This is a genomic window from Herbidospora galbida (genome assembly GCF_005233835.1).
GTDB lineage: Bacteria > Actinomycetota > Actinomycetes > Streptosporangiales > Streptosporangiaceae > Herbidospora > Herbidospora galbida.
The window spans coordinates 53,566-77,939 of the sequence record NZ_SZQA01000033.1 but is presented as its reverse complement, the minus strand read 5'-3'; the positions used below and the strand labels follow the sequence as shown (position 1 = coordinate 77,939).

Below are 24,374 nucleotides of genomic sequence, written 5' to 3'. Positions count from 1 at the left end.
ACAACCCATCACGGAGCTCAATGGCCAGAGAGATCGAAGCCGAGGTGCGCCGCTACGCGCCTGCGGCCCTGACCGCCGTCACCCTCCTACTCCTGCGCGACCTGGCCGACAGCGCCAACCATGACGACCGCATCGTCTGCCTGTCGAATCATCGGATGTCCAGAGACACTCGATCGTCTGAGAAGAGCGTCCAGCGGGCCATCAAGGCGCTCGAAGGACTCAACATCATCGAGACGGTCCCGGAGGACGAGGTGCCAGAGCGCACCCGCAAGTACCCCTCCGTCTCCCGGCGAATCCTCCCCCGGGAGGAGTGGAAGCTGATCTTCGATCAGGAGACGGGCGAGGATGTCGTCCAGACAAATTGTCGCCCCCCCAGGACAAATTGTCCGGAAGAGGGGGGACAATTTGTCCGGGATGAGGGGGACAAAATGTCGCCCGAACCAAATACATATAACCAACTACCTTCTAACCAATTTTTCAGCGCGCCTCCGGCGGCTGAAAAGAACTCGGCAAGAACCACCCCCAGAACTCAGGCCCGCCGATCGTCAACACAGCGGAAGAACGACGATGACGGCCTTGATGCCGCCGACGCCTTCCGTGAAGATCCTGAGCCGACTCCGGCCCCGCAGAACGACGCCGGGCATCTGGTCTTCTACTTCAAAGAGCAGCTCCTGCTCACCCCGGCTGGCCGCGAAGCCCTGAAGGTCCCCGACGCAATCGTGTTCACCGCCATGGTGAAGAAGTTGCGCTCGTGGATGTCTGGAGAGCACCCCCTCACCGCCGCGCAGATCAAAGCCATGATCAACGCCTACGTGAAGGAAGGCCCCAGGCCCGGCTTCGTTCCCTGGGTGGACTTCATCTACCGGCGTGCCCCGCTGATGCAGCTGGCCTCCAAGGCGCTGGTCTCCCGCGAAGACCCCTTCAGCCAGGCAGCCCTCGATCGATGGGGTGTCACAGCCGAGGATCTCACCCTCTACGACAAAGCATCAAATCAGGACAAAAACACATGAATCGAATCACCCTGCCGGTCGAGACAGAGATCGACTACCGCCTCCGCTGGGAGACCGCCAACATCCCCCAGGCCCTGTACGGAGTGGAGCTCGGCGAATGGGTCCCCTACAACACGCGGACCGACGTCGCCTGGAACGCCGTCCACGATCTGGTCGGAGAGCTCCCAGAACGGCGTAAGACGCCCGAAAACCCAACGCGGCGGCAGAGATCCCTCGTGGGCGTCGGCGTGAGCCTGTGCGGCCCTCCTGGGACCGGCAAGACCCAGCTGGCGGTCAGCGCACTCACCACCGCGCACCGTATCCACGGCGCGAGCATTCACTTCCTTCGGGCAGCCGACTACGTCTCCCACGCCCACAAGCTGCTCGACCTGGAGTCCGACCGCGACAAGCGGGAGGCCAACCCGGAGCTGTACCAGTCCCTGCTCAATGAGCGGATCCGGGTCGGCCGCGTCAGCCTCCTGGTGGTCGATGACCTCGGCCAGGAGTACACCGGCCCGCGAGGCTACTCCCAGAACCTGCTCACGCAGTTGTTCCGCCGCCGGTTCCACAGGGCCCGGCCGACCATCATCACATCCAACCACCCCCAGACCGACTGGCACCGCTACGAACTGTCACTCCCGAGCTTCGCCAAGCAGGCCTTCCCTGAGTACATCGTGGCGGGGATCGACTTCCGGGCAGAGGCCCGTGCGGCGTAGTCAGCGCGCGAGAGAGCGTTTGCTGCGCGCCCTCAGGGCGGTGTGATGGACCTTCCCCGCCACCTGATCACCCAGATCGTCACCGGCGGCGACCTCTCCCAGGCCCTCGACGCCGGAGTCACCAGCGAGTGGCTCGCCGACCCCAAGGCACTCCAGGTGTGGCAGTTCCTCACCGAGTTCCAGATCCGCCACGGCAAAGCCCCCACCACCGAAGCCCTCAAGGCCGAATTCCCGACCTACAAGCTCGCCAAGCAGCCTGAACCCCTCGACTACGTCCTGGACAAGCTGCGTGAACAGCGCAAGATGTCGATCTTGGAGGCGGCCCTCGGCCGCGCCACTCAGAGGTTCACCACCGGCGACCCGGAGGCCACGGCCAGGGAGCTGGCCGCCGCGCTGGCCGAGCTTGAGGCCGAAGTCCCCTCGACGGTCGACGTCGACATCACCACCACGGCGCTCAAGCGCGCCGCCGCCTACCGGGAGCGCGCCGGTCAGGAACTGCGGATGCACGGCATCCCGACCGGATTCGACGCCGTCGACCAGCTGACCGGCGGCTGGCGTCCCGGATGGCTGGTGGCCTTGGTCGGCCCGCCCAAGGCGGGCAAATCCACCTACCTCCTGCTCTCCTCGCTCGCAGCCTGGTCAGCCCCGAAACGTCCGATGTTTGTGACATTCGAGATGACCGCCCGCGAGATGGAAGAACGGCTCGACGCCCTCGAATCCAAGGTCTCCCCCAACGGCCTGCGCGACGGCACCCTCACCAAGGCCGACCTCGACCGCGTCGAGAAACGGCTCCGATCCATGGAGCTCCGGCCGTCCTACTGGCTCACCGAGGACGCGTCCTCGGCCTCGACGGTCAGTCAGATCGTCGCCAAGGCGCAGCGGCTCAAGCCCGACATCCTGTTCATCGACGGCGTTTACCTGATGAGCGACGACCATGGGGAGAAGCCCGGCGATTGGAAGGCCATCGCCAACATCACGCGAGGCCTGAAGAGGGCTGCCAAGTCGCTGGGCATCCCGATCATCATCAGCACGCAGGTCCGGCTCTCCAAGATCCACGGTGGCGAGATCACCGCCGCGTCCATCGGCTACGGGCCGTCCTTCGCAGAGGACGCCGACTTGATCATCGCTGCCCAGCCGACCAGCGACCACGACATCACCAAGATGAAGTCTCTGGTCGGCCGGACCGTCGCACCGTTCGAATTCTGGATTCGGCGCGACTGGGACCACGGCACCATGACCGAGCTCGCCTACGACCCGTTCGGCGACACCGACGACCTCGGTGACGACGACGATGACGTGGACATGTTCTGATGTCGATCATCATGTGCGGCCGGGGAAGCGAGGCCCGCCGCCTGCGCGATGAGCCTCTCGTGGTCCCCGGCGACGTGCTCTCGGCGGTCGAGAAACTCGGCCTGGAGATCATCCGCGAGGACGGCGACGAGATCACCTGCCGCTGCCCCGCGCATGAGGCCCGGCTCAACAAGCCCGACCGCAACCCGAGCTTCTCCATCAACTCCGACACCGGCCTGTTCCTGTGCTGGAGTTGCGGCTACGCCGGAGCGTTCGTTCACCTGGCGCGGGACATGCTGGCCGTCGACCTCGACATGGCCACCGCGTGGGTCCGCGCCCAGGGCACCATCGGCGCCACCATCCGCATGCTGGAGCGGGCCGGTCTCCCCAAGGAGCCGGTCCTTCGGCCGATCTCCCGGGCGTCGCTGGCGCTGTGTACAGCTGCGCCGGAGCGGGAGCTGAGACGCCGGGGCATCAACCCCGACATCGCCGCCGACTACCGCGTCATGTGGGACCCGGCCACCGACTCCTGGGTGCTGCCTATGTGGGACCCCGATTCCACGGCCTTGATCGGCTGGCAGGAGAAGCGAGGCTCCCGGGTCCGCAACTACCCCAAGGGATTGGCCAAGAGGAACGAGACCCTTTTCGGCGTCCACCTGCCGCCGCCACCGGGACCGCTGGTGGTCGTCGAATCGCCGCTCGACGCCGCGATCGTCGGTGAGGTCGCCCCCGGCGCGGTGGCCACCTGGGGCAGCAAGATCTCCGACACCCACATCGACCTGATCGCCGACCGTGCCACCGGCGAGGTGATCACCATGCTCGACAACGACGAAGCCGGATGGCAGGCGACCAGCTCCCTCATCCGAGGCCTGCGCGGACGCGTCCCGCTGATCCGCACCGTGACCTGGAGCGGCCTGCCCAGAGGTACCGACCCCGGAGGCTACACCCACCGAGGCACCGGCTACCTGTTCCCCCTCGACGAGCTCGCAGAGCTCATCACCGAGGCCATCCCCTCCTACCTGATCCGATGACCCTTGCTCACTGTTGATCTACGCGACTACCAAACCCCCGCACTCGCACAGTTCACCGCCCACGGCCGACTGCTGCTCACCATGGAGATGGGAGTCGGCAAGACCGTCACCGCACTGGCGTGCGCCGAATACCTGCTGGCCGAGGGCCTGGTCACCACCGTCATCATCGCCGTCCCCAAGGCCCTGCTCACCCAGTGGGGTCAGGCCATCGCCGAGACCACCGACGTCTCATGCAGCGTCCGCGTCAGCCGCGATGGCAAGAGGACCCTGTGGCCTGACAAGGAGTGGGGCGTCATCATCGACGGCTCGCCCACGGTCAAGGCCCGGCTGCTGGACGAGGCCATCACCAACCAGACCGACTACATCCTGGCCACCCACGACTTCGTGGCCAGCAACGCCCGGAAGATCAAGAAAGGCATCCCCGACGCCTTGCTGATCATCGACGAGGTGAGCGTGCTCAAGGGCTGGAAGTCCAAGCGCGCCAAGGCCTTACGCAGGCTTCAGACGCCCTACCGGATCGGCCTGACAGGAACCCCCGTGGAAAACCGGCTCGAAGAAGCGCTGGCCATCAGCGAGTGGGTCGCCCCCGGTCATTTCGGCACTTACCGGGACTTCGAAGACAGCTTCGTCCGCCGCAACCGCTGGGGCAGGGTCCTGCGGTACGTGAACCTGGCGACGTTCCGGCGCAAGTGGCTGGAGATCTCCTACCGCAAACGCCAGTCAGACCCGGACGTGGCCCCGTACATGCCCTCCGTTGTCCACGAACGCTGGCTGGCCCCCATAACCCCCGCCCTGCGCACGGTCTACGAGGACGTCCTCCATGACCTTGCCGCCGAGCTGAACAACCTCGCCGACCCAGGCGATTTCGACCCGGAGGCCTACTACGGCGGCGAGTCGGACGCGGTCGGGGCCGGAAAGGTGCAGGCGATCCATACCACGATCAGCATGCTGCTCTGCCACCCTCTGCTGGTGGTCCGGGCGGCCGAGCGCGGCACCAACGCCTACGCCCTCAAGATCGTCGCCAGCGGCCGGTTGGCGCCGGTAACCGACCTTCACATGCAGCCCAAGCTCGACGAGCTCCGGCGCCGGGTCATCCCGCTACTGGACATGCCTGAGCACAAAATCATCATCGTGTCCAGGTATGTCCACATGCTGGACCTGATTGCCGGGGCCTTCCCCTCGCACCGGTCGGTCATCTACTCCGGCGAGATCACGTCGCTGGCCAAGCGCCAGCAGCTCATCGACGAGTTCAAGTTCGACCCGGACTGCCGCCTGCTGCTGATGAGCCACGCGGGCGCCTACGGCCTCGACCTGCCCGAGGCGACACACCTGATCCACTACGACGCCCCAAGATCGCACGGGCAGTATGTCCAGATCTCAGCCCGTCACGTACGGGCGTCGTCCAAGCACGATCAGGTGGCTGTGATCGACCTCGTCACCCCCGGGACGATCGAGGAGAGGGCCTTCGACGCCCTGAGTTTTAAAACTCGTGTAGCCGATGCATCGATCGACGGCGAAGGTATCGATACCTCCGGAGGCCTCGACAACGACGTAATCAGCCTATCCGCGCACGTCAGAGGCGCTCTCACAGAGAGTAGTTGATACGGCGTGCGCCCGATTGTTACCGATGTTGCCCTAGGTGCGCCCGATACCACCGCCCTAAACTGGGGTAGGGTCGGCGTTACCGATCCGGTACCTACTTCCGGAAGATCCACCCCCACATGCCCCGCGTTCTGACACGCACGCCTTTGGCGCGCGTTGATACCTCTCACCAGCGTATTCTCGCCCTCCTAACGGAGAAGAAACTCCTCGACGACCGGCTCGCCCGCGACACAAAACGCCGCGCGAAGGTGGTCGAGGAGCTGCACGAGATCGCCCTCCGGGAGGGTACGCGAGACAGCAAGGGTGGGCAGCGAGTTGTACTTCCGGAGGAGTTGTCAAACCTGCCCGGCGCACCTTCTGGCTACCGTCGATCACGCAGCGTAAGTACGCGGCTGAACGAAGCGGACGTCCTGAGGCTGGCCCGGCGGAAGGGTCTGACCAACCGAATAGTGAAGACCAGAGAGGTCGAGGTCATCGACCCCGACGAGCTCTGGGTCGCTCTCCAAGAAGGGGCCATCACGCGGCAAGACATCGACGCGTGCATGGACCGCGACTACACCTATAGCATCAGGGGGCTGTGACTTGACCAAGATCAGTCACGACGTGGCAGGCGTTCCGGTCGTTGAACGTCGCGAACGGCTGAACAAGCTGAACTCTGACGACGTCCGGCTGTTCGAACCTCGGTTCGATCAAGTCCGCATGGACGAGATCAAGAGCCGCATGGTCCTTGAAGACCACACCTACATGGTCAACGGCCGCCCCCTGGTGCTGTACCGGATCGGCGTCCTGGCCAGCATGCTCGGCCGCGAGAGCGTCACCATGCGCAAGCTGGAACGCCTCGGATACATCCCCAAGACCCCGTACACCCTCAAGCACGAAAAGCGGCTCGGCGCCATCCGGCTGTATTCCGAGGAGATGATCCTCGGCCTGGTCAACCTGGCCCGCGAGGAGAAGATCCTCATTCAGTACGGCATCCCCATTTACAAGACTCGCTTCCGCGAGCGGGCCAAGGAGCTGTTCGACCAGCTGCTGATCAACCAGAGCGGCGACGTCGACCTGACGGGCCAGGCTGCCTGATGGAGGTCAACTACGCCCGCAAGGTCATCGTCGACTTCGGCGGGGTGGAGAAGGTCGAGATCGCGGCCTCCGCCACCTTCACCGATGAGGACTTCGGCGACACCGGCGACTACGCACCCGAACTCCTCCTTCAGCAGGCCCGTGAAGTGGTCCGCCGCGTCCTCAGCCTCGACATCGCCGAGCTGCGAAGAATCGCACCCTCGTATTCCGTCGTCCACAGAATCACTGTTACAGGAGCACCACCTGCATGACCCGTACCATCGCCCGGCGTGAGCGCCCGGTGAACCCCGAGACCCGCGAGGATGAGGAGTTCGAAGACGACTTTGCCGCCCCCACCACGCGCCGCCTCAGCGTCGTCCCCGATGAGGAAGACGCCGTCGAGGACGAGATCCCCCAGCGCCGTCCCTCCGGCCGTGCCACCCGCACCAACAGCTCCAACACCTTGCTGTCCCGGCACCGCACCGATGGCGGTGGCCTCAAAGCCGTCTCCGAAGGTGTCGGCAACTCCGGCGGCCGGGACTTCGACGCCGAGCGCATCACCCTCGGCCCCGAAGAGCAGGTGATCGCGTTCTTGGAGAGCGACTGCTTCGTGGCCTTCCGGCAGCACTTCCTTCAGGAGAAGGAAGGCCGGAAGTCCTACGTCTGCCTCACGGCCGAGGACGAGTGCCCGTTGTGCGCCTACGAGGAAAGCAAGCCGCTCCCCGAAGGCCGCAAGTACCACCCGCGTCCGGCGTTCAAGGCGTTCTTCAACGTCGCCTTGCTGACACCGGGCGGCGAGCCTGAGGTCAAGCGGCTGGAGATCGGACAGAAGCTGTTCGACATCATTCTGTCGTGGAGCGAGCAGTCCCGCACCAGCCCGATCAACAAGAACCGTGACGGCGTCCCCGTCCTGTACTGGGCGGTCTCCCGCCACGTCAAGAAGGTCGGCGGCCGAGATGACTACACCTTCAACCTGAGCCCTGTCTCGCGAGACGCCCTGGCGGACTTCGATGACGAGCAGGTGTACGAGGAGATCACGGCCGAGCAGTACGCCGAGCTGCTGGAGAACCTCTACGACGAGTCCTGCGTCACGGTCGACGACCACGACACGCTCCAGGAGATCGTCGACGAGCTGACCTCCCCCCGCGCTCGCCGCCGCGCCGCCTAGACCACCTCCGGAAAAACGAGCCCCGGTCACGGGTCCTGCCCCCCGCCCCGTGACCGGGGCTCACGTCACAAGAGATCACGTGTTCCCCTCCTCCACGATTCTGACGGAGGGCCAGCTCGACGACGTCGTCTCCTATCTGAAGCGGCAAGACGCCTTCGCCTTCGATGTCGAAACCACAGGCGACCACCGAGGCGTGCCCACCCAGAACGAGGTGACCTGGCTATCACTGGCCAGCCACGGCATGGCCGTCGCGATCCCCATGGGCCACCCCATCGGCGACAAGATCATCGGCGAAGAGAAGATCCCCAAGGTCGGCAAAGACGGTAAGACCCGTCACTACCGCCACCCCATCTGGGAACCTCCGCCACCGCAGCTCCGCCGACACGTGGTTTTCGAGAAGCTCTGGCCCCTGTTCAACAGCCCCGACCACACCAAGGTCGCGCACAACCTCCCCTTCGACGTCATCTCAACCGCGAAGTACCTGCCCGCCCCGGCAGCACCGCCGTACGCCGACACCAGGCAGATCGCCTGGCTGCTCGACGAGAACGAGCGCACCGGCCTCAAACCCACCACCAAGCGCGTCTACCGCGTCGACTACGACAAGGAAGGCGTCGGTAAGTGCGTGGAGAAGTTCCCCTTCTCCAAGGTCGCCGAGTACGCCCGCCTGGACTCCAAGTTCACCTGGCTGCTGTACCGGCGCTGGCGAGACGCCATCGCCCACGAACGCCTCGACGACGCCCAGCGCATGGAGAACGACCTGCTTGAGCAGGTCATCATCGACATGCTCAGCCATGGAGCACCCGTCCTGGTGCCCTGGCTCCAGCAGCTGCGCGTCGACCTGGCCATTGAGGTGGAAGAGCGTGAGGCCGCCGTCTACGCCGCCGCCGGGCAACTGTTCAACGTCGGCAGCAGCCAGCAGAAGGCCAACATCCTTTTCGGTCCCAAGGCCGAGGGCTGCCAGGGCCTGAGACCTAAGAAGTTGACGGACGGCGGCGAGAAGAAGGCCAAACGCGGCGAACCGCTGCTGATCACCGACTACAGCACCGACGCCGACACGCTCAAGGAATACCCGAGCAACAAGGTCGCCCAGGCCATCCTCCGCTACCAGGAGTCGGTCAAACTCCTGTCCACCTACGTGGACGGCTACCTCGGGATCGAGGACGACCCGAAGAAGCCTTGCATCATCTTTGAGTCGGAGACCGGCCCCCGCGTCTACACCACGCTCGACCCCCACGGCACCGTCACCGGCCGGTGGAGCAGCTACGGCCCCAACCTTCAGAACATCCCCACCCGCAGCGAATCCGGCAAGAAGATCCGAGGAATCTACACCGCGCCGGACGGCTGGAAGCTCGTGGTGGGCGACCTCGGCCAAATTGAGTTGGTCGTGCTGGCGCACTTCGCCGGAGGCGGCAAACTCTTCGAAGGCTTCCACGAAGGCCACGATCCGCACACGATCACCGCCGCCGCCATCTTCGGCGTTCCGCTCGACCAGGTCACCAAAGAACAGAGAACCATCGGCAAAACGATCAACTTCGCGATCGTTTTCGGAGCGGGCCCCAAGACCGTCGCCACCCAGGCGGGCATCTCTCTGACCTTCGCCAAGCAAATGCTCGCCGAGCATGGTCAGCAGTTCCCCGAGGTCCACAAGCTCAAGGCCAAGATCCTCAAGGTCGCTCGCAGCCGGGGCCCCGTCCCCTTCATCCGGACCCTGATCGGCCGCAAGCGCCGTCTACGCGATCTCAACTCCTACGACAGCGAATACCGCTCCCGCGCCGAGCGCCAGGCCGTCAACAGCCTCATCCAAGGCAGCGCGGCCGACCTCATCAAGCTCGCCATGATCCGCATCCGTCGCGCCCTGCGCGAGCGCGGCCTGGACGACTCCGCCCGCCTCATCCTCACCATCCACGACGAGCTGGTAATCGAGGCCCGCGACGAGGTCGCCGACATGGTCGCCGAGCTGCTGCGCGACGCCATGATCGGCCCCGGCATCCAAGAGCGGATCAGTGTCCCTCTCACCGTCGACATTCACATCGTCCAATCCTGGAATGAAGCCAAGTAAGTGCATAACGAGATCGAAGAGCAGGACCCGCAGATCATCTACACCGCGTACGCGAGCCGGATGATTTACGACATGGCGCACACCTTCGGCGTCCCCGAGCGCATCCCAGCGATTTACTCGGCCCTGGGAATGACGCCACCCAGCGAAGAAGGCCGCGACCTCGCCGAAGAACAGTCCCGTTTCCGGCGGCTCTACATCAAGAAGACCGAAGAGCACCTCATGGCTCTCTCGCAAATTGCAGCCCAAATCTGCGCCGCAGTTATCCTGAATTCACCGGCCAACGAAGCGGCATCCATTCCTCCGGAAGTCGCCGCTCAAATGACCGAGCAAACGGCTGCCGCAATCTTCGCCGGTGCAGCCGCTATTCACGCGCAGAACACCTACGACTACCTCGATTCAGAAGGGTTGACGCCCTGGTGAGTTTTTACGCAAGGCAGCTCGCACAGCGCCAAGGCATTCGTCCAGGCCTCGTAGCACCGCCCCAGCCACCACCGCAGTACGGAAACCAGTGGTGGCAGGATCCCCCGCCACCTGCGCAGCCAGAACCCCCGCAGCAGCATCAAGCCCCCTACGGGGCGACCGCTCAGCCACGGTCGGCCGAGAGCCTGCGCCAGACGACAGGTCACTGCCCATCCTGCGGCGGCTCCGACTATTTCTCGGCCAGGAAAGACGTCGTCCCCCGCTGCTACCAGTGCGGATACACCGAGGCACGTGCCGCCACTCTCCAGCCACTGGGATCCGTCGTGACCTCAGAAAAGCCCCTGGCCGCCCGCCAGACGGCACATGGTCAGCGCGAATTCTCCTGGGCCATCCAAGAAAAGCTCTAGCACCTCCATATAAAGAAAGCCCCAGCTTGTGTCGATCTTGACCCCCGAAGGATCCATCAAGGATCCGTATCGCAATTTCATCGCGCTCTCCCGCTACGCCCGCTGGTTGGACGCGGAAAATCGGCGCGAGACGTGGGGGGAAACCGTCAGCCGGTACATGGACTTCATGTACAACCACCTGTTGGAGAACTTCGACTACCACATCGATCCCGAACTCGGCGCTCAAATCGAACACGCGATCCGTGAACACGAAGTCCTCCCCTCCATGCGCGCTCTGATGACCGCCGGACCCGCCCTCGAACGCAGTAATATCGCGGCCTACAATTGCGCCTACGCACCTATTGAGGATGTAGACACGTTGTGGGAGGCGCTCTACATCCTCATGAATGGGACCGGATTCGGCTACAGCGTCGAAAAGCGCTACGTCGAAAAGCTCCCCATGGTGCCTCCCCGGCTTATCCAGCCCCACGCCCGGATGATTGGAGTCGTCGACTCCAAGGAGGGTTGGGCCCTGGCCTACAAGACGCTGCTGCACGACATCTTCGATCACGGGGTGATCCCCGACTGGGATCTGTCGGCCATCCGCCCGGCCGGGAGCCGGTTGAAGACCTTCGGCGGACGCGCCTCCGGCCCCGGCCCGCTCAACGAGCTGTTCAGCTACACCGTCGACCTCGCCAAGACAGCCCAGGGCCGCAGGCTCACGACCGTCGAGGTGCATGACCTCGTCTGCAAGGTCGCCTCGGTCGTCGTCGTCGGTGGTGTCCGACGCAGCGCGATGATTTCGCTGTCCGACCTCGACGACTATGAGATGTCCCTCGCAAAGTCAGGCGACTGGTGGCGGACTCACCCGCACCGCGCCCTGGCCAACATCAGCGCGGTCTACCACGACGGAACCACCCGCGAAGCGTTCGACGTCGAGTGGGGCAATCTTTACCTGTCAGGCAGCGGTGAGCGCGGCATCTTCAACCGCGACGCCGCCCGGCGCCAGGCTATGAATAGCGGCAGGCGAGAATTGGACATGGAATACGGAAGTAATCCATGTAACGAAATCATTCTGCGCAAATACGAATTCTGTAACCTGACATCGGTTATCGCCCGACCTGGAGATTCACTTTTGGATCTCGGCCGGAAGGTTCGTCTCGCCACCATTCTTGGTACCTGGCAGAGCACACTCACTGACTTCCCTCTGCTCCGGGACCGCTGGCGCCAGAACGGCGAACAGGAACGACTCCTCGGCGTCAGCCTCAACGGAATCTACGACAACGCCATCCTGACGGGACATGACCCGGCGGGCATGCTCCGCGAGGACGCTCAGGAGTGGTTGCGGGAGGTCGCCGTCGCCACCAACGAGCGCATGGCCGAGAAACTCGGCATCAACGCCAGCGCCGCCGTGACCACGGTCAAGCCGGAGGGAACTTCCAGTCAGCTCGTCGACTCGGCCTCCGGCATGCACCCCCGGCACTCGCCCTACTACATCCGCGCGATCCGCCAGGACAGCAAGGACCCGCTGACCCGCCTCATGATCGACTCCGGCGTCCCCAACGAGCCGGACGTCACCAGCGACACCAACCAGGTCTTCTACTTCCCGATCGCCGCTCCCAAGGGCGCCATCACCCGGGAGGACCTGACCGCGATCGAACACCTGGACCTGTGGCTCGACCTTCAGAACCACTGGTGCGAGCACAAGCCGTCCGTGACCGTCAGCATCCGCGACAAGGAGTGGGACGACGTCAAGGAATGGGTCTGGGAGCACCTCGACTCGCTGAGCGGCGTGGCCTTCCTGCCCTACAGCGACCACGTCTATAAGCAGGCCCCGTACACCGAGTGCACACAGGACATGTACGAAGAGGCGCTAGCCGCCATGCCAGAGGTGCGCTGGGAGGACCTGACCTTCTACGAGCTCACCGACCAGACAGAGGGAGCGCAGACATTGGCGTGCACCGCCGCCGGATGCGAAATCTGACCGGAAATAGATGAAGCCCCCGTGCAATTGCACGGGGGCTTCCCGTCCGGACGGCAGGATTTGAACCTGCAAATCTCCTGCTCCCAAAGCAGGCGCGCTCAACCAAATTACGCTACACCCGGATGGTCCTCCCGAGCCGCCTAGTCTCAGCTCGGGAGGTTTAGCACCGTAGAACGAGAGGAGGTGATGCTGTGTTCGACATTACAGCATCACCCCCACAATTCACAACCCCGGAAGCCTGCCCAGAAATTTGTCCCAACAGGTATTTGATACGACAGTGGAAGTACCCCTTGCGCACCGCCTAGCGTTGTCACCACAAGGACAACAACACCGGCGAGGAAGTAAGTGAACACCGATGCACTCGCGCTAGTCGCGAAAGTCAACAAGGGGCTCGGGCGCGACGCGCTTATCACGGCGTCAGCCCTCTCCAACAGTGACCGCATCACCAGTGGAAGCCTCGCCATTGATGTAGCGCTCGGCGGCGGCTGGCCGGTCAACCAGTGGATCGAAATTATCGGCCGCGAATCGAACGGAAAGACCACCGTTGTCTACAAGACTGTAGCGGCCAATCAACAGCGCGATCCTGAATTCACCACTCTGTGGGTCGCCGCCGAGCATTACGACTGGGAGTACGCCACCGCCCTGGGAGTCGACAACACACGCGTCATCGTGTTGAACACCCAGGAAATGGAGATGGCGTACGACACCATCCTGGAGTTTGCCGGGTCCCGGTCCGTCGACTGCATCGTCCTCGATTCCTATCCGGCGCTCACACCAAGCGAAGAGGCCGATAAGAGCATCGGGGAAAGCGTCGTCGCGATCGGGGCCCGGCTCACAGGAAAGTTTTTCAGAAAGGTCGGCGCGCACATGACGCGCGCCATGGATGGGTCCGAACGACCCGTTACCTGCTTCTTTATCAACCAGTGGCGCGACCAGATCGGCGGCTTCTCCCCCCGAGGGATCCCACAGATCACCCCGGGGGGAAAGGCCAAGAATTACGCTTTTTACGTCCGTGTGGAAGTCACCCGCGATGAATTTATCGACGAACCGCGTCCGGGAAAGGGAAAAACCCGCGTCGGGCAAGTCATCAAGGTGAAAACCGTTAAGAACAAATCCGCTCCGCCGCAGCGGGTGGCTACCACCGACTATTACTTCGCCGACGCCCCGTACCTGGGTTTCCAGCAGGGCGACTACGACCTGGCGAAGGAGTACATGATTTACGCGATCCACTTCGACATCATCCGCCGTGGCGGCTCCATCTACAGCTACGGCGACCGCAAGTGGAAGGGCAAGGAAGAACTCCTGGCCAGCCTTCGCGAAGAAGTCGACCTCCAAGAAGAACTCCGGGAAAGGATCCTCGCCGAGGCGAGCCGCCCGGACAGCGAACGACTGCGAGACGCCGCATGAGTAAGAACAACAACGACTTTTACAACATCTCCTGGCCGAAACTGCTCGGCGCGGTCTTCATCGTCATAGGCCTCTGGCTCTTCGCCTTCGCTCTCGGGCAGACCATCGGCTTGTTCCTGGGCTTCTGATGAACCGCATCAAGCTCATGGAAATCACCATCGTCATCGCGGTTCTCATCGTCTTCGGCCTGATCGCCTACAACGCCATACACAACATGGGGACCTGGCGTAACCGGCCGGTGCAGATCGAGATCAAAATCCCGGACCCCGGTAAGAACGTCACCCGATACATCCCCCCTCGACCCCGAACCGCCTACCCGAACCCCAAGCCGATCCCCTACAGCCCCCCGAAGAGCACCAAGCGATGACCATGCAGATTACCGAGCTCGCACACGTCACTGAGCTGCTGGAGACCTACCAGAACAAGGTCGTCAAGCTCGACGAGCTCGTCGAGGCCATCAGCCAAGGCTATGTGAGAGTCAGCTACCACCCCGAATTTCCTCTGGCCATTTTCAACTACACCGAGAAGGCGGTGCAGGACGCTGCGTGGAGCCCGGCGGTTCGCGCGTCTAGGGGACTCATCATCGACAACACCGGTCGAGTTATCGCCCGGCCCTTCCCCAAGTTCTTCAACCACAACGAGGCGCACGCCCCGAGCATTCATCCTGCGAACACTGTGCGTGTCACGGATAAGCTCGACGGCTCGTTAGGCGTTATCTATGTCTGGGAAGGCGAAACATACATCGCCACCCGAGGCAGCTTCGTCTCCGCCCAGGCTATCCACGCGACGAAGGTTCTGCGGGAGAAGTACCCGACTTTCCGGCCTCCGGACGGGGTTACCGTCCTGGTGGAAATCGTTTACCCGCAGAACCGCATCGTCGTCGACTACGGGGCGCTGGACGACCTGATCCTTCTCGGCGCGGTCGCCAACTTCAGCGGCCTGATCTTCAGCCAAGAAGCCATCCCCGAGTGGACCGGACCTGTAGCCGCCACACTTCCGGCCGACACCTTCGCTGACGCCCTCGCGCTCGTCGACCGGCAAAACGCTGAAGGAGTGGTCGTGCTCGACCTCTTCTCCAATCAGCAGGTGAAGATCAAGCAGCAGGACTACGTCGCAAAACATCGGATTGTCACCCGGACCAATCCGCGAGTCATCTGGGAGTATCTGGCCGTCAATTCCTGCCAGCACATCATCCACGACCCCAAGCACTGGGGATCGAAACTCGGAATCGACCCCAAGCGCGCAGCAGGGATTCTCGCGACCGGCCCCAACTGGCTGGAGATCTTCGTGCAGAGTATGCCGAAGGACTTCTCCGACTGGCTGTGCGACACCGCCAGGAGCCTGCAAGCGCAGATGTTCGCCGTCTGGGACGAAATCGACGATGTCGAGGCCGGATACTTCGGCTCCGGAAAGACCCGAGCCGAGATCGCCGAGGAGATCAAGGACCACCCGCACAAGGCCGGGATTTTCGCCTCCCTCGACGACAAGAACCTCCTCCCGTACTGCTGGAAGGCCGTTTACCCGCCTGCCAGCCGCGCGTGGGCTAGCACCGAATGAACATTCTGCTTAAGGGTGTCGTCGGCTCCACGGCCTACGGCCTGGCAGGGCCGGACAGCGATCTGGACTACCTCGGCGTCTACGCCGCACACCCCAGCACGTTTTTCGGCCTCAGCTCGCCTCCGGCGACGATCAACGCCACAGATCTCGACTGCACCATCCATGAGGTCCGTAAATACGTCGGCCTGGCCCTCAACGGCAACCCCACACTCCAAGAACTCATGTGGCTGCCCGATGACCTCTACACCGAGAAGACCGAACTCGGCCAAGAGCTGATTGACATTCGCACAGCATTCCTCTCTGCGGAACGCGTCCGTGACGCCTATCTCGGCTACGCCGTCCAGCAGTTCAACAAGCTGAAGCGTCGCGGTGACGGCTCATTCAGCGCCGATACCCGCAAGAGAACCGCCAAACACGCCAGGCACCTCATGCGCCTGGTCCATCAAGGAACCACGCTCTACACCACCGGTTTTCTTCCCGTCCGGCTGAAGAACCCGGAGAACTACCTGCAATTCGGCGAAGACATCGCCAGTGGGCAGATCGTCAAGGCGGAATACCTCATCGCCCGCGCTCGCGACATTTTCGACACCGCAACCCCGGCCATTCCACAACAGCCGGACGCCGCGCTCGTAGAGCAATGGCTAATCCGCACCCGAACCAGAATGCTCAAGCCCGAATGATCACTCTCGTTATCCTCCGAGGCATCCAAGGCTCCGGCAAGTCCACCTGGGCCCACGGCTGGGTCTCGGAAGACGTTCAGCACCGAGCCCGCGTCAATCGCGACGACATCCGCGCCATGGCCCACTCCGGCTACCACGGCGACGTGGAGCGCCGCGTCATCTTCCTCCGCGACGCCATCATCTCCGACCTGCTTGGACGCGGCGTCAGCGTCGTCGTCGACGACACCAACCTCCCCTCCCGCACCGTCCGCGAGCTCAAGGCCCTGGCCAAGCGGCACAAGGCCGAAGTCAGGATCGTCGACCTCACTCACATCCCCCTTGAGGTCTGCATCGCCCGTGACGCCGCCCGGCCGAATCCGGTCGGCGGACCCACCATCCGCGACTACCACGACCGCTACGTGCGCGGTAAGGGCTCCCCGCTCCCCGTGCCGGAGCTGCCGTGGGAACCGGCCCCTGACCTACTCCACTACTACCTCGCCGACGAGTCCAAGCCGCAGGCCTACATCGTCGACATCGACGGCACCGTGGCCCTACGCGGCGACCGGAGCCCCTTCGACATGACCCGCGTCGTCGAGGACCGCCCCAACTGGCCGGTGATCAGGGTCCTCAACGACCTCTACCGCACCGGCAACGACCTGATCTTCGTCTCCGGCCGAGACGACTCCTGCCAGCGCGAAACCTGGACCTGGCTCGTCGAGCACCTCGACTTCGAACCCATCGCCCTTCACATGCGAAAGCACGGAGATTTCCGGACCGATTGGATCGTCAAGTCCGAAATCTTCGACAACGAAATCCGCAACCACTACAACATCCTCGGCGTATTCGACGACCGCGATCAAGTTGTTCAGATGTGGCGCACGCTCGGATTGACCTGCTTCCAGGTCGCCGAAGGAAACTTCTAATGGACAACATCACCTTCTTGCCCTGGCCGAAAACCCCCCGGCTGTACGACCCCAAGGGCTATTGCATCACCGAGAAGCTCGACGGAACAAATGCCGCCGTCATTATCACCGACGACGGGCAGGTAGGCGCACAGTCCCGTAAGAGGCTCATCACCCCCGACGCCGACAACCACGGCTTCGCCCGCTGGGTCGAACAGAACTACGAAACCCTGATCGAAGTCCTCGGCCCCGGCCACCATTTCGGAGAATGGTGGGGAAACGGAATCCAGCGAGGCTACGGTCTCAAGAACGGCGACAAGCGCTTCTCGCTTTTCAATGTCGATAGATTCGGCTTTCTGGAGTTCGACAGCCCTCTCCCGGAGCTGGGCGTCGTCCCCAAACTCTACGACGGCATCTGGAGCGACCGTGCTGTGGCTTCTGCACTTGAAAATCTGCGTCGTGATGGATCAGTTGCGGCACCGGGTTTCGACAAGCCGGAAGGCATCTGCATCTTCGGACGAGCAGACCGACGCATCTACAAAGTCATCCTCGACAAAACCCCCGACGCCCACGTCATCGACGACACCACAGCATTGGCGGCATGAAATGCGCGTAATCAAGGTTGACCTGCCCGGTGGCAGCCACGATCTCTTCATCGGAGAAAGGTTCGAGGTGGTCAACATAGGCACCCTGCACATTCTTGGCGAGAAGGACGAGCTCCTCGGCGTCTTCACCTCCGGCCGCTGGCACTCCGCGAAGTACACCATGGCACTCGTCCCTTAATGAGTGGCTACAAGGATTCCCGCCGACAGGAGAAACGCGGTGCCAAGCTCTTCGGCGGCACCGTGAACGCCGGAAGCGGGAACCAGTGGCGGAGAAAAAATGACGTCCGCAGCAAAAAGTTCAGCATCGAATACAAAACCACCGGCGCCAAGAGCTACCGCATCACCAAAGACGAACTACTCCAAGCCGAAAAGCACGCACTCCTCGACGGACGGACGATGCTCTTCGGAATCGAAATCGGCGGACGCAACTGGATCCTCCTCGCCGAAGAGGATTTCATCGCCGAACTCGATTTGGAGGAAGACCCTCAGTAATGGTCATGCACCTACGCCTGCACGCCCCCGATTGGATAGCCCGGGGAGCCAAGTGCATCAAGTTCGAACCTCGACGCGACTGTGACCCCTGGTTCACGCCAGCCGACGAGCAGGACTGCGTTGACATCTGCAACGGCACTTGGGACGGCGTGGTCTGCCCGACCCGCGATAAATGCCTCGAATACGCCGCCGTCAACAACGAAAGCGACGGCGTATGGGGTGGAAAGACCCCCGAAGAACGACACGCAATGCGCCAGGAAGTCAAACACCGATACCGGCTCCGGCCGGACCTGGCGCCCCGATCGGAATGGCAATGGCCAACGTTAAACTGACCGGCTCACTCGCGGAGATCGCCGCCGCGACCAAGCAGCCCACGGTTCTCCTGGGCACGATCGTCGGTCACGTTCAGCACAAGGCCAGCCTCCCCGACGACCGGCGCCAGGACATCATTCACCCCTCCGAAATGGCCCACGACGACTGGTGCCCCCGGCAGACCTACTACCGCATCGACGCAGTTCGACGCGGCGAAACAATCCCGCCGGAGGTCCACTCGTGGGTCACGGAGAACATCTTCGCCGAAGGTCATTCGATCCACAGCAAGTGGCAGGGTTGGCTCGCCGAGCTTGGTCTATTGTCCGGCCATTGGCGCTGCTTGGTATGTAAGTGCATCGTCACCACAGAAGTCGGCCCCGAACCCCATTGGTGCCCGTTCTGTGAAACCCGCACCTTTGAGTATGCGGAGCTTCCGCTATCGGCCGAAGACTCACATTTGATCGCAGGCCACACAGACGGATTCGTCCCCAGCAAACACTGTCTGATCGAGATCAAGAGCATCGGGCTTGGGACCATCCGGATCGACGCACCATCGTTGGTGCGGAAATACACGGCCGAAAGGCCGGACGGTAAGAAGATCCCAGACCTCGACGAGATTTGGCGGCAGCTAGAGGCGCCACTTCCCTCACACGTAAAGCAGGGGGCCATCTACCTGTGGATGGCACAGCAGCTCGGCTACGAGGTCAGCAGGATCGTCTTCCTGTACGAGTTCAAGGCCAATCAGCAAACAAAGGAATTCAGCCTTCGCCTCGATAAAGCGACCCGGTTAATTCTCGACGATCTGCTGAACAAGGCCACCCAGATCTTCAACGCGATCCACCACGACGCCCCGCCACCGGACCGCGCCCACGTCTTCACCTCCAAGGCATGTACCTCATGCCATTTCCTCTCCACCTGCTGGCCCGAACCTGATGCGAACCCTGCACCGCAGGTCACTGACCTCCAAGCCCACCCTCAAGACGGAACTCGAAGACTTCGTCGACGCGACCGTCAGCCAGCTGCGCCGGAGCGGGATCGCCCCACCTGACCGGCCAGCCGAATCACTCCCCGGCCTCCCCGACGACGTCACCGAGCTCGACGGCCCGGAGCTGATGTCGCTTTATCAGCAAATGATCGCCTGGAGCGAGTACGCCAGCGGACAGCTCGCCCTCGCGGAAATCCGCGAGCAGTGGGTTCAGGAAGAGCTCGGCCGCCGCCGCGCCGCCGCGATCGTCAAGGGCACCGGCAAGACCGCCACGGCGCTCAAAGCCGGAGCGGCCGACGACCCTCTCGTAGCCGAGGCCACCGCACTCCAGACCGAGTGCTACGCCCTGCGGAAGTTGATCGAGCCCATCGCGAAATCGGCTTCCGGCCGGGCCGCCTACCTCTCCCGCGAGCTCACCCGCCGCACTGACACACCCGACCTCAACCGGAGACATCGATGGACAACATGATCGCCACCAGTGACCTCTTCCAGGAGTTCGAAGACGAACTGCGGAAGCTCGCCGCACGCCAGACTGAACACCACTCCCTCGGGGACGACAAGGTCCTCCGCACCCACAGCGCTCTCGTGTGCGGAAACACCATTCGCGGCGCCGGAGAGATCTGCGTCCTGCACAACCCGTCCAACCATCACATGATCGAGTGGCCGCTGGTCTTCCGGAGCGACCGGCATTACCTCGGCTACCGGATCTGCCAGCACAACCAGGCCCACACCGACCCTGACAGCCTCGCCTACTTCATCGACCAGTACAGCGACGCCGACCAGTGGCAGGAGCACGACTGTGATGGCTGCTGCATCCCACGGCCCAAGCTGACGATCGTCTCCGAGGACACCGTCTTCCCTCCGCCTCCGCAGGCCAGCACCGTCACCGTCGACGAGACCCCCTCGCGGGTGCAGCTGATCGCCTGGACCTTCGTCTCGGCCGAGGTGTACGACAAGCTCGACCACCAGGACGACCCGACCAACGTCGGCTACATGGACGCTGACATCCTGGCCGAGTACGCCGGTCGCACGTGCTACCAGAGCTGGTCGAAGCCCAACCCGGAGACGGCAACCAACGCCGGATACCTGCGCAATGTGATCGACCACCAACACTTCAGTGTTCTAGAACACGCCAGCGCGACGTTCCTGATCACCGGCGTCTCCCGGAGCCTCCTGGCCGAACTCTCCCGCCACCGGCACCTGTCACTCAGTGTCGAGAGCCAGCGCTACGTCCCTCAAGACGAAGGTGAACCGGTCATCCCTCCGCTGCTGCGTAAGTACCCCGCCATCACGGACGTCCTGATCTGCGCACACAAGGCCTCCATCGGCGACTACGAGGAGATCATCACCGCGCTCATGGCGCGGCAGGCGGACGGCGACAAGCTCACCAAGAAGGAAATCCGCGAGGCCGCCCGCAGCGTCCTGCTCAATTCTCAGCCGGTCTCCATGGTCGTCACCGGAAATCTCCGGGCCTGGCGCGAAGTGCTGACCAAGCGCTACCACATCGCCGCCGACGCGGAAATCCGGGAACTCGCCGGAGAACTCCTCACAATCCTCCGCCGGGTCGCCCCCAACAGCTTCAGCGACTTTCCCAACCAGCCATTCGGAAACGACACGATCCGTCGTTCCGCCTGAATCCCCTACACGGAGAACAACAAATGACCACCATTCAGACGGTCACCCCGGCTATCGAGATTCGTCTCACCGACATCTTCGGCAAGGTCGTGACCGAGGGGGACACCGTCGTCTTCCCCTTCCGCGTCGGCAACACCACCGAGCAGCTCGTCGGCAAGGTCGTCCGCATCGTCCAGACCCACTGGCGACACAGCTACCTCGTCGATCTCCGGGTGATCGCCCCTGAGTTCCCCCAGCTGCTCGGAAAGACCGTCACCATCCGGCGCTGGAACAACATCGTCAAGGTCACGGCTTGAGCAAGGTCCTCGCGCTCTACGGCTACGGAGGCGTCGGAAAGGACACCCTCGCCTCCCTGCTGAAGCTCCAGCACGGATACCACCGCATCGCTTTCGCCAATCAGGTTCGCGAGCTCGCCAAGGCCGTGAACCCACGGGTCATCGAGGACGCGGACGGCAAGTCGATCCACCTCAATGAAGTGGTCTATGAGCTGGGCTGGGACCTGGCCAAGCGCATGTTCCCCGAGGTCCGCAAACTGCTCCAAGATCTCGGCGAAGGCGCACGCACGGTCATCGACCAGGACGTGTGGCTCACACAGCCCCTCAAGATCGCCAACAACCGGGAGAAGGTCGTCATCACCGACCTGCGCTATCCCAACGAGCTCAAGGCCCTGGTCGACGCACACTCCCATGTCGTGTCCGTTCATGTCATCCGCGAAGGTGTCGGGCCGGTCAACCAGCACATCTCTGAGAAGGCAGCCGACTGGGTGCCCGACATCGTGATCGACCTCAGTGAGTGTTCCCTTGAGGGCATGCCTAAGGTCGCGGCTGAACTGGTCGATCGGGCAGAGAGGCACTGGCGCGACCGTGCCAACCAGATCGAGAAGGAGAGCGCGCTCAAGGTCGCGGCCAAGGTCATGGGAACCAACTACTCTCCCGGAGCGGTCGCGGCGATGGCATCTGCGCAGCGAGGGGCCTGGAAGCACCTCTCAGGAGAGCAGTGATCGGCCGGTACATCGGCATCGACCAGAGCTTCTCCGGGTTCGCGGTAGTCGCCTACGCACCTGGAGAAGCTCCGGCGGTCCACCGCAAGGCCTTCCCGCCAGCCAAGTTCGGTAAGGGTGTGGGACGCCTGATCGCCGTGCAGGAATGGCTCGACGAGCTCTTCGGCCGCTGGGGTGGAATTCACCCCCCGGCATCGGTCATGCACATCGCAATGGAAGGGTATGCGCGAGGACGGGCTTTCCGCCGCGAGGAAGTCGGGGAGATATCGGCCGCCGTACGGCTGCGCCTGCTGAGCTATTACACCAGTCAGGCCGGATATCCGACGATCGTCAGCCCAAGCGAACTGAAACAGTACGCGACCGGTAAGGGAAACGCCGACAAGAAGAAGGTGATGAAGTTCTGCAAGGAAAAGTGGGGATTCGTCACAAAGAATGACAACGAGGCAGACGCCTACGTGTTGGCACGAATGGCCTGTGACTTACATAGGGGAAGAAGCGATCTTCCCGAGGAATTCAAGGTTATTCAGGGCCTGACCAAGCACACGGACCTCCCCGCGCACTGGAAATCATCCATACCGGTCCCGGCATTATAAACTCAGGACGCAATTCCCTTAACGTGAAATAGAACCCGGAAAACTACCGGAACTAGACACGTAATTAGGGGAACCATTGGATACCGAGACCGCCTCAAACACCATGCTTTTGAAGGTCTCAGGCAAAAGCGACGCACCAAAGCTGGCATCGGCCATCAGCCACGCCATCTACGAGGGCAAGGAAGTCTTCATCCGCGCCATCGGCGCCGGAGCGGTCAACCAGACCTGCAAGGCCATGGCCATCGCACAAGGCTACGTCGGCCCACGAGGACTTTCGCTCACCTTCCGACCGGCATTCACCATCATCCAAATGGACGACGGCGAAGTAACCGGCCTCGTCTTCCAAGTCTTTTACTAAACACGCGCCACTGGACTTAATTCGGCCCCGGCCACAATAAAGGAAACCCAGTGGACAAGACCACAACCACGTTCCCGAAGGTCGGCACCGCTCACGCGACGGCCACCAACACCTCCGGCAAGCCCTCGACTGCCTCTCGCCCCAAGGGCGGGCCTAAGGGCTCGGCCATGGTCGACCTCACCGGCGGCCACAAGCGGAACGTCAACGAGCGCCTGGGCGCCTGCTACGCCCCGAGCTCGCGATGGGCCCCCATGGAGGACCCAGCCGCCTCGGCCAATCTCCGCAACACCCGGCGCGTCCCCAGCGCCAAGGGAACCGGCGAGTTCCTCGACGCCCGGCGTCGGCTCGGCGGAGGCAACTAATGCTCCCCCTCCTGCTGGGCGTCGCCGCCCGCGCCGCCGGTAGCGCCGTCGCTCGCGGCGCTGCCACCGAGCTGGGCGCCAGCGCCGCGAGCGCAGGGACAGCAGGCCGTTACGGAGCCTTTGTCGGCGGAGCCCTGGCCAACCGAGCAACCCAAGACCGCCAACCGGTCGCCGTCGACAACGAACCGCGACGGAACCCCACCACCGTCTCCCTGTAGGACGTCATGCCCGGATACAGCGACTGGTCCTACAACGCCCCCCAAGGCCAGCCCGGCACGATCGGCAGCTCCCCCAATGTCCCGGTCGTGCCGTGGCGAAACCAACTGGACGCCCGCCGCACAGGAAACGCGGCGCCATACGCCGAATACCCAGACGGATATCTCGGCACCGTCCGATCGCGGCGCGAAGACCGGCTGCTCAACGCGGTCAAGCAAAGCCTCAACAAGCGCAGCTACCAGCGTGGAGTCCACGTCGGCGAACGAGTCCCATCCGAGGACTATTCATGGCCTGAAGATTTCAACCCGCAGACCTCACTTCGGCTCCAAGCCCAAGGGAAGCGCTTCGCGCCCAAGGGAATTCCGGCCGAACGTCTGGTGAATGACGGCAAGAACATCGACATGTCCCCTGAAGAGCTCACCGACCTCGCCGTCAAATACGGCGTCCGATCGAGCGAACCCCTCAATATCGCAGCCGGGCAGGCACGCAAGCTACTGCCTTCCTGGCGCTAACAGGAGACCCCCCATGGCTCTACCAGCCCCACGGTCAATGAACGCGGACCTCCGCAAGGGAATGACCGAAAAGGGCGT

Annotated in this window: 31 protein-coding genes and 1 tRNA gene; 31 read left to right on the top strand and 1 reads right to left on the bottom strand. The window is 63.1% G+C overall.

Annotation, left to right across the window (positions count from 1 at the left end; all coding sequences use genetic code 11):
• Positions 1-20 precede the first annotated feature (20 nt).
• The 12 genes from FDA94_RS29115 (at position 21) to FDA94_RS29060 (ending at position 12,701) form a co-directional block, all read left to right on the top strand.
• On the top strand, positions 21-1,010 hold the full coding sequence (locus tag FDA94_RS29115) for a hypothetical protein (RefSeq protein WP_137250263.1): 990 nt from the start codon (positions 21-23) through the stop codon (positions 1,008-1,010).
• On the top strand, positions 1,007-1,705 hold the full coding sequence (locus FDA94_RS29110) for an ATP-binding protein (protein ID WP_170991172.1): 699 nt from the start codon (positions 1,007-1,009) through the stop codon (positions 1,703-1,705). The genes FDA94_RS29115 and FDA94_RS29110 overlap by 4 nt, the downstream gene beginning before the upstream one ends.
• Before the next feature lie 45 nt (positions 1,706-1,750).
• On the top strand, positions 1,751-3,016 hold the full coding sequence (locus tag FDA94_RS29105) for a DnaB-like helicase C-terminal domain-containing protein (RefSeq protein ID WP_137250261.1): 1,266 nt from the start codon (positions 1,751-1,753) through the stop codon (positions 3,014-3,016).
• A complete protein-coding gene (locus tag FDA94_RS29100; RefSeq protein WP_137250260.1) occupies positions 3,016-4,026 on the top strand; it encodes a toprim domain-containing protein in 1,011 nt (336 codons plus the stop codon). The genes FDA94_RS29105 and FDA94_RS29100 overlap by 1 nt, the downstream gene beginning before the upstream one ends.
• Positions 4,027-4,029: 3 nt before the next feature.
• Positions 4,030-5,628 (top strand): DEAD/DEAH box helicase, encoded by a 1,599-nt coding sequence (locus tag FDA94_RS29095; protein ID WP_137250259.1) that lies wholly within the window; start codon positions 4,030-4,032, stop codon positions 5,626-5,628.
• A 119-nt stretch (positions 5,629-5,747) separates the two neighbouring features.
• Positions 5,748-6,209 carry a hypothetical protein gene (locus tag FDA94_RS29090; RefSeq protein ID WP_137250258.1) on the top strand — a complete coding sequence of 154 codons (462 nt, stop codon included), beginning with the start codon at positions 5,748-5,750 and terminating at the stop codon, positions 6,207-6,209.
• 118 nt (positions 6,210-6,327) lie between these two features.
• Positions 6,328-6,705, top strand: coding sequence for a hypothetical protein (locus FDA94_RS29085; RefSeq protein WP_170991171.1), 378 nt, complete (start codon positions 6,328-6,330; stop codon positions 6,703-6,705).
• On the top strand, positions 6,705-6,956 hold the full coding sequence (locus tag FDA94_RS29080; protein WP_137250256.1) for a hypothetical protein: 252 nt from the start codon (positions 6,705-6,707) through the stop codon (positions 6,954-6,956). Before FDA94_RS29085 ends, FDA94_RS29080 begins: the two co-directional genes overlap by 1 nt.
• Positions 6,953-7,852: a hypothetical protein gene (locus FDA94_RS29075; RefSeq protein WP_137250255.1), complete on the top strand. Its 900-nt coding sequence runs from the start codon at positions 6,953-6,955 to the stop codon at positions 7,850-7,852. Before FDA94_RS29080 ends, FDA94_RS29075 begins: the two co-directional genes overlap by 4 nt.
• A 79-nt stretch (positions 7,853-7,931) precedes the next feature.
• Positions 7,932-9,911 (top strand): DNA polymerase, encoded by a 1,980-nt coding sequence (locus tag FDA94_RS29070; protein WP_170991170.1) that lies wholly within the window; start codon positions 7,932-7,934, stop codon positions 9,909-9,911.
• Positions 9,912-10,331: a hypothetical protein gene (locus FDA94_RS29065; protein WP_137250253.1), complete on the top strand. Its 420-nt coding sequence runs from the start codon at positions 9,912-9,914 to the stop codon at positions 10,329-10,331. It abuts the gene before it with no gap.
• Positions 10,332-10,766: 435 nt separating this feature from the next.
• Complete coding sequence (locus tag FDA94_RS29060) at positions 10,767-12,701, top strand: glycyl radical enzyme family protein (protein WP_137250252.1); 1,935 nt, start codon at positions 10,767-10,769, stop codon at positions 12,699-12,701.
• Positions 12,702-12,746: 45 nt separating this feature from the next.
• Here the strand turns inward: FDA94_RS29060 and FDA94_RS29055 are convergent.
• Positions 12,747-12,823: transfer RNA gene (locus tag FDA94_RS29055), tRNA-Pro, on the bottom strand.
• Between the two features lie 223 nt (positions 12,824-13,046).
• Here FDA94_RS29055 and FDA94_RS29050 point away from each other — a divergent pair.
• The 19 genes from FDA94_RS29050 to FDA94_RS28970 all read left to right on the top strand — a co-directional run bounded on the left by FDA94_RS29050 (position 13,047) and on the right by FDA94_RS28970 (position 24,296).
• Entirely contained in the window at positions 13,047-14,108 is a 1,062-nt protein-coding gene (locus FDA94_RS29050) for a hypothetical protein (RefSeq protein ID WP_137250251.1), read from the top strand.
• Positions 14,105-14,236, top strand: coding sequence for a hypothetical protein (locus FDA94_RS41215; RefSeq protein ID WP_281286644.1), 132 nt, complete (start codon positions 14,105-14,107; stop codon positions 14,234-14,236). The genes FDA94_RS29050 and FDA94_RS41215 overlap by 4 nt, the downstream gene beginning before the upstream one ends.
• Positions 14,237-14,253: 17 nt before the next feature.
• On the top strand, positions 14,254-14,475 hold the full coding sequence (locus FDA94_RS29045; protein WP_137250250.1) for a hypothetical protein: 222 nt from the start codon (positions 14,254-14,256) through the stop codon (positions 14,473-14,475).
• A complete protein-coding gene (locus FDA94_RS29040) occupies positions 14,472-15,665 on the top strand; it encodes an RNA ligase (RefSeq protein ID WP_137250249.1) in 1,194 nt (397 codons plus the stop codon). The genes FDA94_RS29045 and FDA94_RS29040 overlap by 4 nt, the downstream gene beginning before the upstream one ends.
• Positions 15,662-16,345 carry a nucleotidyltransferase domain-containing protein gene (locus FDA94_RS29035; RefSeq protein WP_137250248.1) on the top strand — a complete coding sequence of 228 codons (684 nt, stop codon included), beginning with the start codon at positions 15,662-15,664 and terminating at the stop codon, positions 16,343-16,345. Before FDA94_RS29040 ends, FDA94_RS29035 begins: the two co-directional genes overlap by 4 nt.
• Positions 16,342-17,247, top strand: a complete 906-nt coding sequence (locus tag FDA94_RS29030) for a phosphatase domain-containing protein (protein ID WP_137250247.1) — start codon at positions 16,342-16,344, stop codon at positions 17,245-17,247. The genes FDA94_RS29035 and FDA94_RS29030 overlap by 4 nt, the downstream gene beginning before the upstream one ends.
• On the top strand, positions 17,247-17,831 hold the full coding sequence (locus tag FDA94_RS29025; RefSeq protein WP_137250246.1) for an RNA ligase family protein: 585 nt from the start codon (positions 17,247-17,249) through the stop codon (positions 17,829-17,831). Before FDA94_RS29030 ends, FDA94_RS29025 begins: the two co-directional genes overlap by 1 nt.
• 1 nt (position 17,832) lies before the next feature.
• The gene (locus tag FDA94_RS39505) at positions 17,833-18,009 is read left to right on the top strand and encodes a hypothetical protein (protein WP_170991169.1); all 177 of its coding nucleotides are present in this window, start codon (positions 17,833-17,835) and stop codon (positions 18,007-18,009) included.
• Positions 18,009-18,323: a hypothetical protein gene (locus FDA94_RS29020; protein WP_137250245.1), complete on the top strand. Its 315-nt coding sequence runs from the start codon at positions 18,009-18,011 to the stop codon at positions 18,321-18,323. Before FDA94_RS39505 ends, FDA94_RS29020 begins: the two co-directional genes overlap by 1 nt.
• Positions 18,323-18,655 (top strand): WhiB family transcriptional regulator, encoded by a 333-nt coding sequence (locus tag FDA94_RS41600; protein ID WP_137250244.1) that lies wholly within the window; start codon positions 18,323-18,325, stop codon positions 18,653-18,655. Before FDA94_RS29020 ends, FDA94_RS41600 begins: the two co-directional genes overlap by 1 nt.
• On the top strand, positions 18,637-19,683 hold the full coding sequence (locus FDA94_RS29010; RefSeq protein WP_137250243.1) for a PD-(D/E)XK nuclease family protein: 1,047 nt from the start codon (positions 18,637-18,639) through the stop codon (positions 19,681-19,683). The genes FDA94_RS41600 and FDA94_RS29010 overlap by 19 nt, the downstream gene beginning before the upstream one ends.
• Complete coding sequence (locus FDA94_RS29005; RefSeq protein WP_137250242.1) at positions 19,568-20,089, top strand: hypothetical protein; 522 nt, start codon at positions 19,568-19,570, stop codon at positions 20,087-20,089. The genes FDA94_RS29010 and FDA94_RS29005 overlap by 116 nt, the downstream gene beginning before the upstream one ends.
• Entirely contained in the window at positions 20,077-21,255 is a 1,179-nt protein-coding gene (gene thyX / locus FDA94_RS29000) for an FAD-dependent thymidylate synthase (protein ID WP_212735558.1), read from the top strand. Before FDA94_RS29005 ends, thyX begins: the two co-directional genes overlap by 13 nt.
• Positions 21,256-21,278: 23 nt before the next feature.
• A complete protein-coding gene (locus FDA94_RS28995) occupies positions 21,279-21,551 on the top strand; it encodes a hypothetical protein (RefSeq protein WP_137250241.1) in 273 nt (90 codons plus the stop codon).
• Positions 21,548-22,255, top strand: coding sequence for a nucleoside/nucleotide kinase family protein (locus tag FDA94_RS28990; RefSeq protein WP_137250240.1), 708 nt, complete (start codon positions 21,548-21,550; stop codon positions 22,253-22,255). The genes FDA94_RS28995 and FDA94_RS28990 overlap by 4 nt, the downstream gene beginning before the upstream one ends.
• Positions 22,252-22,848 carry a RuvC family protein gene (locus FDA94_RS28985; protein ID WP_137250239.1) on the top strand — a complete coding sequence of 199 codons (597 nt, stop codon included), beginning with the start codon at positions 22,252-22,254 and terminating at the stop codon, positions 22,846-22,848. Before FDA94_RS28990 ends, FDA94_RS28985 begins: the two co-directional genes overlap by 4 nt.
• Before the next feature lie 76 nt (positions 22,849-22,924).
• Positions 22,925-23,206, top strand: coding sequence for a stage V sporulation protein S (locus tag FDA94_RS28980; protein ID WP_281286643.1), 282 nt, complete (start codon positions 22,925-22,927; stop codon positions 23,204-23,206).
• Between the two features lie 50 nt (positions 23,207-23,256).
• A complete protein-coding gene (locus FDA94_RS28975; RefSeq protein ID WP_137250238.1) occupies positions 23,257-23,568 on the top strand; it encodes a hypothetical protein in 312 nt (103 codons plus the stop codon).
• A 224-nt stretch (positions 23,569-23,792) separates the two neighbouring features.
• The gene (locus FDA94_RS28970) at positions 23,793-24,296 is read left to right on the top strand and encodes a hypothetical protein (protein ID WP_137250237.1); all 504 of its coding nucleotides are present in this window, start codon (positions 23,793-23,795) and stop codon (positions 24,294-24,296) included.
• Positions 24,297-24,374: the final 78 nt, after the last annotated feature.